This is a genomic window from Lamprobacter modestohalophilus (assembly GCF_016583905.1).
GTDB classification, from domain to species: Bacteria; Pseudomonadota; Gammaproteobacteria; order Chromatiales; family Chromatiaceae; genus Lamprobacter; species Lamprobacter modestohalophilus.
Map to the genome: position 1 here is coordinate 21,603 of NZ_NRRY01000054.1, position 8,705 is coordinate 30,307.

Consider the following 8,705-nt stretch of genomic DNA (forward strand, 5'->3'; position numbering starts at 1 on the left):
TGGCCGCCGCGAGCCCTCTTACCGCTGCGAAACCCTCACCTCGAACGGCCCCTCCTCCTCAAGCTGCCAGGCACTGTTGAAGGCCGCTTGGCCGGGCGTGGTCTGATCGTCACCGCCTAACCACTTCAGGCTGAAGCCACAGGCCTCACCAATCCACGCCAGCAGGCGCAGCGCCGCCTCGTTGGAGAGGCCCGCGTTCAGGCTGTAAGGCCCGTACTCCTGGTGATAGAACATGGCCAGCGCGGGTCGATGGGCGAAGAGCTCATCGGCACTGAGCGCGATCGTCGCCAGGCTGTCCGGATGCTGCGCCACAAACGCATGATCCCGAGCCAAGAGCTGCGGCATCAGTTCCGGCACCTGCGGCTCGAAGTGCTGGCAAAGCGCAATGATGATTTGCAGCGGGTACTCGGTCTCCCAACTCCGATCCTCAAGCCCTGGCAGCCCGCGCGGATGCACAAACAACCGCTGCCCCGAGGCGTTGACCAGGCACTGAGGACCGTCTGTGGGGATGTCTGTCAGCAGGTCGCCACCCGGCGGTGCGAAGGGCAGTTCGTCCTCCAACAGCGGCGCAAAGTTGTCGCGCACCAAGCGCAGGATGTCGAACGAGCTAGCACCTTGGTTGCGGCGTTCCTGGGCCAAGGCGATGGCGTCCGGATCGAAGACCAGGCTCGCGCTGATGCCATAGCCCGCCGAGAACGCCAGGATGTGGCTGTACAGCGTATAGGACGACAGCGGACCGCCGATCGAAAACGACTTGTCGGCCATCTCCGGCGAGCCGGGCCAAGGGTCGATGCTCAGGCCGATCGAGACGTAAAGGCCGTCGTGCTTGACGGAGGCGACCGTCGCCATCCCAAGCAACCGGCGCTCTGCGTAGAAGACGGTGCGCCCGCTCAGTTGTTCGAGAAAGCGAAGGGTTTGGGCCTTGTTCGCGGTGTCTCGGCGTTCAGGTAATATGACTTCCCTCGGCTCTGGCATTCGCTTGCCCTCTCATTGGTGGTTCAGTGGTTCCGAGCGTTCGGCGCAGCGGCGCATCACCGCATCCGTCTCAGCTAGCGGCCAGGTCGACCCGGTGATCTGCCAACCCGTCATAGGGCCTCGGATCGCAGGTGAGGAGAATCACCTGCAGGCCGCGCTCGACGGCGGTGCCCAGCATCCGTCGGATCATCGTTGTTTCCCCGCTGCAGGCGCAGGCCGCTCAATTGGCCCTGCTCAAGGCGCAGCTGGCACGCCGTACCTGCGGCCTGTGCGGGCAGCAGGGGCGCCAGTTCGTCAATGATCGCCTTCAAGCCCGCGCGGATCTCAGCGCTGGAGGCATCATCGAGCGGATGAAGCTGCTCGCTGTGGATGAGGTTTGACGAGCACGATGATGCCACTGCAGCCCTGCGGACAATTGCGCTTCAGCGAAAGCCAAGCGCCCCCACAGCACCGGAGGTCCGATAGCGATCCACGATCGCCTTGATCTCATTCGCACGGGGCAAATCGGCGACCGCGATCTCATGGTCTGCTGAGCCGGCGCTGGCAATCTCGACCAGGCCGACGCCAAATAGACGCTGCAGAATCGATTGACCGACCCGGATATTCCGAACGTGCTCGTGGTAGACCTCGTTGGTGTACTTGGCGAGGATGCCTTTGCGAACGACGGTCCGCTGAGTGGTCACGGTCACCGTGGTCCCCAGACACTGCAGCCACCAACTCAATAAGATGAGAAGACCAAGGCCATACACCGGAATTAGCGCGAGACTGATCAAGAACAGCAGCGGATGCGCCGCAAACATGACCGGGTGCTCTTCGTACAGGGGTTGTTCCAAGATGTGCTCTCCTCGTCATTCACGGGTATGACGCTGAGCTTACCGGTGTTGCACGTCAGAAGATGTCGTATCCACTAAAGCTGGACGTCGCAGACCGCATGTCAATGCCTCTCAACGCCGCGAGATGACTTGTCGTCCCCCTTCGGCGCAACCCGCAACCGCCCACCCTCGATCCCGCGCACGATCACCTGCTCGCCGCAGCCCAGCGGCTGCTCGCAGAATGCGGCATAGGTGGTATCCGCGACCCGCACCCGGCCGGCATCGAACGCTGAGGCCACCAACAGGGTTTGGTCGATCAGCCCCTGCAACTCTTGGTTGATCGGCCGCGTCTGCACACGACGGCCACCCCTGCGCTGGATCAGAAAACCCAGGCCAAGGGTACTCATCATGGCGCTGGCGAACACCTGCAGTTGTGCCGTGGTCGACAACGCCGGAAACATCATCAACACCAGGCTGACGACCAACGCGCCAACACCGATCCAGATCGAGTACAGCCCCGGCAACAGCAGCTCCAGGGCGATGAACAGCGCGCCCGCCAGGCCCCAATAACCCGATGTCGCGAATAGGGCCTCCATGAACGAGGTCAGCCCTTGCTTGGCGGCGTTGCGGGTTGGCCTTTGAGCAACTCGGCCACGCCGGCCACGGTGCCGGTGATCCCGGTGGCCTCGATCGGTAGAATGACGGGGCATCGCGTTAGGTGCGCAGTTGCTCACCTAACAGACTCGATAGTATTACCATCAAGGTGTGGCTTTGTGGTGAACCAAAGGCAGTTTGAGAACGACACGACAGATTTCATCGTATGCACGGGGTAAACTGTAGCGGTGACACCAAACAGGCGGCTAGAAAACTCAACGTTTAGAATCCGTTTGATGTTCTGTGTGAGGCGTTTACGCCCCAGCCTGAGTAGCAACATCTTAAGAGGGTATTAAAAATGAATGAAGAAGAACGGATTAAACTGACGCATCAAATCAGTGAGACGGTGAATTCTCTTTCAGCAAATTTCCAGAACTTTGGCTTCCCAGAACGTGGGCAGAGAGTAAATAGAGATGCCTTAGAGAGAGTTTTTCGCGATCGGCTAATTGATAGCCTCAACGCGCGCGTCACTGATTGGCAGTGGAGGTCAGAGTTAACATTCGATACAACAAACCTGATCAATGCAGGATTCATCTCGTTCGATATTGCTGGCCACAATGAAGACGAGGTTGCCCTTATCGAACTGAAGTATGTGCCGACAATCATCGATGGGGGGCAGCACACTATCCCAAACGATCGCTATGCCTTTCCCTATGATTTACTCAAAGACTGCATCAAGCTCGAACTTGCATTAAATCATGGATTAGTGGATGGGGTTAACTGCACTCCACGCGACTGCAATGAAGGAGAGTGCAAACCCGTTCTCGGCCTTGCGATCGGCCTGACAAACCACCAAAAATTCTGGCAACCTCCAGCCCAAATGCGGAATTGGGCAAGGAACTCTTGGGAATTACTTGGTAACGCGAATTTTCCTGCTGGACCATTTACATGCCGGACCGATACCAAGCGACTCGAAAACGCCATTTTCAGAAATCAACGATGTCACCTATCTCTGAGCATGGCTTGGCTGTGGTCATGGCTCGATTACTCCGAAGATGCGCGACTACCGGAACATGCACGAGCGTTTCGATTTATTCTATTAAGTCCAGAAGTGAATAACAATGGGAAAAGACTTTACACGCACGACCTAGATGATCCGGCATTTATACCTTTTCTGAAACCTGAGACGAGAGAAAAGTGGCAGAACAAACATATCTTACGAGCTGGGTAACCATTAAAAATTCAGACAGCTTGATTTGGCGCAACCATGGGATAAATAAAGCCCCAGTGCGCCAATAACGCCAGTGCTCTTGCAGCACAGCAGGCACCCATTGACAGCGGCACACACGGAGTCTGTGCACCATCCCTCCCGGTATCTAAATCTACCACATTGGCAAAAAACGCCCACCGTCGCCGGTCCCAGTTCTGCTTATTTGAGCATACCGGAGGGTCGGCCAACTGGGGCAGGTAGGTTGGGCAACTGGTGCGCCGGTCCAAAGAGGTGAATGCGGTGGTGATCATGCACATGATCCGCACCCTACTCGGGCGGCGCTTACGTGAACGAATTATAAAGCCCTGGGTGCTGGCACTGGCCGCGGTATGGTGCTGGAGAGCCTGCGCAAAGCGGCCTTGGTGGGGCTGAGCCAGCGGCACTTGGACTGATGCCGCTGTTACCAACTACCCTGCAACCCACTAGCCCGCTCGACCCGAGCGCTGAGCGCCTCGGCGAGCACCGCCTCCTGGCTGTAAAGCAGCGTAAAGCGTTTCTTGGACCGGGTGATGGCGGTATAGAGCAACTCCCGGGTCAACACCGGATTCGGTCGATCCGGCAGGATCAGCGCGGTGTGCTCGAACTCTGAGCCTTGGGCCTTGTGAACGGTCATCGCGAACACCGTCTCGACTGCCTGCAAGCGGCTGGGCAGCACCCAGCGCACGCCACCCTCAGCCGTCGGAAAGGCAACCCGCAGCATTGAGGTCGTCCCCGCCGCCTGGCCGCCCTTCACCGGTGCTGGCACCGACAAGGTGATGCCGATATCGCCATTCATCAGATTCAGGCTGTAGTCATTGCGGGTGACCATCACCGGCCGACCGGGGAACCATTGCCGTGGCGCCATCGCCCGACTGTCCTCGCCTGCCTCTCCCAGCCATCCTCGCTGTCTCAGCAACGCGATGATGCGCTGGTTGAGCCCTTCGACGCCCCAAACACCCTGACGCAGCGGGGTGAGCAGTTGAAAGCGCTTCTGCGCTTGCAAGATGTCCGCCGCCCACTGATCGAATGCGGCTTGGGCGACATCCGCTGGCGGCGCCTGATTGCGCAGTTGATGCAAGAAGCTGTCCTTCGCCCCATAGGCCTCCGCCATCAAGCGGCTGAAGGCGGTGTCCTCCGGATCGCTGATCACTTGGGCATCGATGATACCCAGGGCTGGATCTTGCTTGGCCTTAAATAGCTTGAGGGCGTTTTGAACGACCCCGCCCTGATTGACCAGGCTGGCCAGCGCACCGATGCCGCCCGCCTGGCTGAACCGGTAACTGGGCCACAGGATCACGATGGCCTGCCCAAGCGCGGAGCCGGTTTCCAGAGTACAGGGCAGCCTCGGCGACGACGACGGTCCCTGCGGAGCAGGCTGACAAAGATCACCCAGCACCGCGCCGGCCTCCACCGAGCTGAGCTGGTCCTTATCGCCCAGCAGGATCAGCCTGGCATCCGGTCGCAAGGCATCGAGCAGATGCGCCATCAACTCGACATCGACCATCGAGGCCTCATCGACCACCACCACATCGGCCGGCAGCGGGTTGGCGGCATGATGGCGGAAGTGGCGGCTATTCGGGATAGTACCGAGCAGCCGATGCAGGGTCTTGACCTGGCTGGGAATCACCGGTCCCCAGGCCTCCGCACCACCCGGCAGCCCATGCAGTTGCCCGGCGATCGACTCGGTCAGGCGCGCCGCAGCCTTGCCGGTCGGTGCCGCCAGCTCGATGCGCAGCGGTGTGAAGACAGGCGCGTCATCGCCCTCGTCGTTCGGCATCGCCAAGCGCTGCAGCAGGGCCAGCAGGCGCACGACGGTGGTGGTCTTGCCGGTGCCGGGACCTCCCGTGATAATGAAGAAGCGACGGCTCGCCGCGCGCTCGCAGGCGATGCGCTGGCAGTTGGGTTGCTCTGGGTTTTCAGAGGCCGCTTGTTTCCCTGTGGCTTGCCTGGTCTGTGGGCCTGCTGAGCGGCCAAACAGCGCATCAAGGTAGCCGTCGAGTCTGGCGACATCGATCGCAACCGGAGTAACCAGTCGCGCCTGGATGCCGGCGCGAATGCGCTGCTCGTACTGCCAATAGCGACGCAGGTAAAGCAGCGGCCGCTCGGCACTGCCCGCGAGCACCAAGGGACTGCCCGCGTGCCCGGCAGGCGCTGGCTCGCGTCTCGCGGGGTTCTCCGCCGTGCCCGTGGCTTCGGGAGCGATCGGATCAGCGACGTGATCAACGCCGGTCAGCCCATCGATCATCGGGGCGATGACGTTGTGGGCATTGGCAAGCCGCCTCACCCAGTCCTGCAGATCCAGTGCCGCCAGTTGCTCGCGCAATTCCTCGCGGACTTGAGGGCTCAGGTCGGTGTCATCGCGCAGCCGGCTAAGCAGTCGATCCGGTGACTCCAACGCTCTGTGTAGGTCGAGACAGACATGGCCATGACCATTGCGCTCACTGGTCAGCGCAACGGCGAGCAGTACGTCGGCATCCGTGACGCCACCCTCCTCGGCGATGAAGCGCGTAAAGGCCAGATCCACTGCACGCAGGGCGCCGGCCTCGACCCAGTTGCTGAGGCTGGCCAAGAGGTCCTGGCTGTTGCGGGAATCACGGCTGTGGTCGCTCTGCTTAGCACCCCTGTCTTGCATCGCTGCGCTGCCTGGGGATTGCATCGATGATCCGACCATCAGGCCACCTCCGGTTGAGTCGTCAGCGGCCGCCCGTTGAACAGCCGATCCAGCCCCTCGATCAAGGCGCGGCTGGGCTTGGCCATGAAGAGTCCCTGCGTCGGCGCCTGATGGCCGCGCAGGAAGACATAGAGGGCGCCGCCCAGATGCTGCTCAATATGATAGTCGGGCAGCCGGGCGCGCAGCAGCCGATGCAGGGCGAGCAGATAGAGCGCGTATTGCAGATCGTAGCGGTGCGCGAGGATCGCCGTGCGCATCGCCTCGTCGGTGTAGGCGCTGTCTTCGGGGCCGAGCCAGTTCGATTTCCAGTCGAGCAGGTAGTAGCGCCCCTGGTGCTCGAAGACCAGGTCGATGAAGCCCTTGAGCAGGCCGTCGAGCTGATTGGGCCGCAGCTGCGGCCGCGCCGCGCCGGGCAGGCAATGGGCTTGCACCAGGCGATCGAGGTTGGAGGTCTTCACGCCGTCGCTGGTGATCCAGAACTCCAGCTCAACCTGGACCTGGCTGGGTGCCAGATCCTCCAAGCGCAGGCTCGGCGCTGGCCCTTGTGGGGGTGACAGCTCAGAGAGCGTCCAGGGTGTGGTGAGCAGTTGCTGGAGCCACTGATCCAAGGGGGTGATCCAATCGGTGAGGCCGCGCAGTTGGCAGCGTCGCGCGAGCAGTTCCTGGCGCAGCGCCGGCACATGGGCCGCAGCGGCGAAACCGCGCCTGGGCTGGCCTTGAGGATCTTGGGTCAGCGGTAGCCGCGCGGCCCATTCCAGCAGCCCGTGCAGGAAGGTGCCGTAGCGGCTGCCGCGCGGGAGTGCGTGGATTGATCCCGGAGCGGTTTGGCCTGCATCTTCGCCTTCGCCGTCGCCTTCTCCGCTGCCAGGGTGTGCGCGCTCGCTGGTCAGCGTGCTGCTCATGATGCCGGGCATCGCCGTCGTCAACACCGTCTCCACGCTCGACTCCTCCTGCGCCGTCTCCTGCTCGGCGGTATCGCTCGCGCGTGGTTCAGACCCCTGCTCCGCTGGCTCTGCGGCGACCTGGGCCGCGCCCACGGTCAGCGCCGAGTAGCTGGCGATCCACCAGGGCTCGAAGCGGCCATGCCCGGGTGCACAGGCCGGCTCGAGCACGGCGTCCGTCGCAGTCGCCAGGGGCTGCGCTGGCGTCGTCGGCAGTGGCTGAATGGCGATGTCTTCGCAGTCGCCCTTGAGCTGCTCGAGGGCGTTCCAGACCTCAGCGGCGTTCGCGAACGATTGGCCGCCTTTGAGCACATGGCCAAGCGCAGACTGATGCAACTGCGGTTTCTTACCTTGGCGACACAGCGGTGTGATCCCGAGCCAGGCCGCATGCCGGGCGCGGGTGAGCGCAACGTAGAGCTTGCGCATATCCTCGCTCAGCCTCTCATCATCGGCGTTGTCCCAGGCATCCTGGCAGGCATCCTTTCCCGCCACCTCCAGTGCGCGCGGACTCGCTGCATCGCCCGCCTCTCCGGCAGCCAGTCGCGTCGGCACCTGCCTAGTGCGTCCATCGATCGGCCGCCAGCTACAGATGAACGGCAGCAGGACCAGTGGGTATTCGAGCCCTTTGGACTTGTGGATGGTGATCACCTGGACCAGCTCGGCATCGCTCTCCAGTCGGACGATGAACTCCTCGCCGCTGCAGTCCAGATGCGTGCTCAGATGGCGGATCAGGGCCTGCTCGCCATCGAGGGCGGTGGCAGACTGCTGCAGCCATTCGGCTAGATGCAGCAGGTTGGTGAGGATGCGCTCGCCATCGGCGCGCTGCAGCAGCCGGGCGGGCAGGTTCTGCTCGTGCAGCAGTCGGCGCAGCATGGCTAGCACCCCTTGGCGCTGCCAGGTGCGCTGATAGCCGACGAAGCGCATCACCTGCGTCTCCCAATCCAGCTCGTCCTCTTGCAGCCGGGCCAGCTCCTCGAGCGGGATCGCCAGCGTGTTGGTGCCGAGCGCAGCGCGCACCAGGCTCTCCTCGGTTGGAGCGGCGCAGGCCTTGAGCCAGTGCAGCAGATCGACCGCCTCTTGGGTCTGGAACACTGAGTCACGATCGGAGAGGTAGACGCTATTGATCCGCAGGGCGCCGAGGGCCTGGCGTATCACCGCGGCCTCATCGCCCGTGCGGACCAGGATCGCGATGTCGCTGGGCTTGAGCGGCTTGGTCACCTGCCCACCGCCAGCCGCGGCGAAGCCGGTGCGCGGCTCAGGGGCCGCGGCTTGGGCTAGCCAGCGGGCGATCTCAGCGGCGGCGGCTGTCGCCATCTGCTTCAGGTAGACCTTGGAGTCGGTTGTGATGGCGCCCTCGGGCTCCAGGGTCCAGCAGGTCAGCGCGGTCGCCGGTGCACCGTCGATGAGCAGGGTTTCATCGCGGCCGTTGGCGGTGATCTTGACGTAGGGGATGGGGTTCTCGG

General features: G+C 62.4%; 7 protein-coding genes. 2 read left to right on the plus strand and 5 right to left on the minus strand.

Annotated elements, in window-relative coordinates; all coding sequences use genetic code 11:
* Nucleotides 1-18 precede the first annotated feature (18 nt).
* Complete coding sequence (locus tag CKO42_RS21660) at nucleotides 19-975, minus strand: hypothetical protein (protein ID WP_200248822.1); 957 nt, start codon at nucleotides 973-975, stop codon at nucleotides 19-21.
* A gap of 167 nt (nucleotides 976-1,142) precedes the next feature.
* On the opposite strand from CKO42_RS21660, the gene CKO42_RS21665 reads away from it, so the two are divergent.
* The gene (locus CKO42_RS21665) at nucleotides 1,143-1,355 is read left to right on the plus strand and encodes a hypothetical protein (RefSeq protein WP_200248824.1); all 213 of its coding nucleotides are present in this window, start codon (nucleotides 1,143-1,145) and stop codon (nucleotides 1,353-1,355) included.
* 42 nt (nucleotides 1,356-1,397) lie between these two features.
* On the opposite strand, the gene CKO42_RS21670 is transcribed toward CKO42_RS21665, so the two are convergent.
* Together CKO42_RS21670 and CKO42_RS21675 are read right to left on the minus strand one after the other, a co-directional pair.
* The gene (locus CKO42_RS21670; protein ID WP_200248826.1) at nucleotides 1,398-1,808 is read right to left on the minus strand and encodes a PH domain-containing protein; all 411 of its coding nucleotides are present in this window, start codon (nucleotides 1,806-1,808) and stop codon (nucleotides 1,398-1,400) included.
* Nucleotides 1,809-1,909: 101 nt separating this feature from the next.
* A complete protein-coding gene (locus CKO42_RS21675) occupies nucleotides 1,910-2,383 on the minus strand; it encodes an NfeD family protein (protein WP_200248829.1) in 474 nt (157 codons plus the stop codon).
* A 356-nt stretch (nucleotides 2,384-2,739) separates the two neighbouring features.
* On the opposite strand from CKO42_RS21675, the gene CKO42_RS21680 reads away from it, so the two are divergent.
* Entirely contained in the window at nucleotides 2,740-3,612 is an 873-nt protein-coding gene (locus CKO42_RS21680) for a hypothetical protein (protein ID WP_200248832.1), read from the plus strand.
* A gap of 439 nt (nucleotides 3,613-4,051) precedes the next feature.
* On the opposite strand, the gene recD is transcribed toward CKO42_RS21680, so the two are convergent.
* Together recD and CKO42_RS21690 are read right to left on the minus strand one after the other, a co-directional pair.
* Entirely contained in the window at nucleotides 4,052-6,286 is a 2,235-nt protein-coding gene (gene recD / locus CKO42_RS21685; protein WP_242479595.1) for an exodeoxyribonuclease V subunit alpha, read from the minus strand.
* A 14-nt stretch (nucleotides 6,287-6,300) separates the two neighbouring features.
* Nucleotides 6,301-8,705, minus strand: a 2,405-nt coding sequence (locus CKO42_RS21690; protein WP_200248835.1) for a 3'-5' exonuclease, incomplete at its 5' end; no start/stop codon positions are given.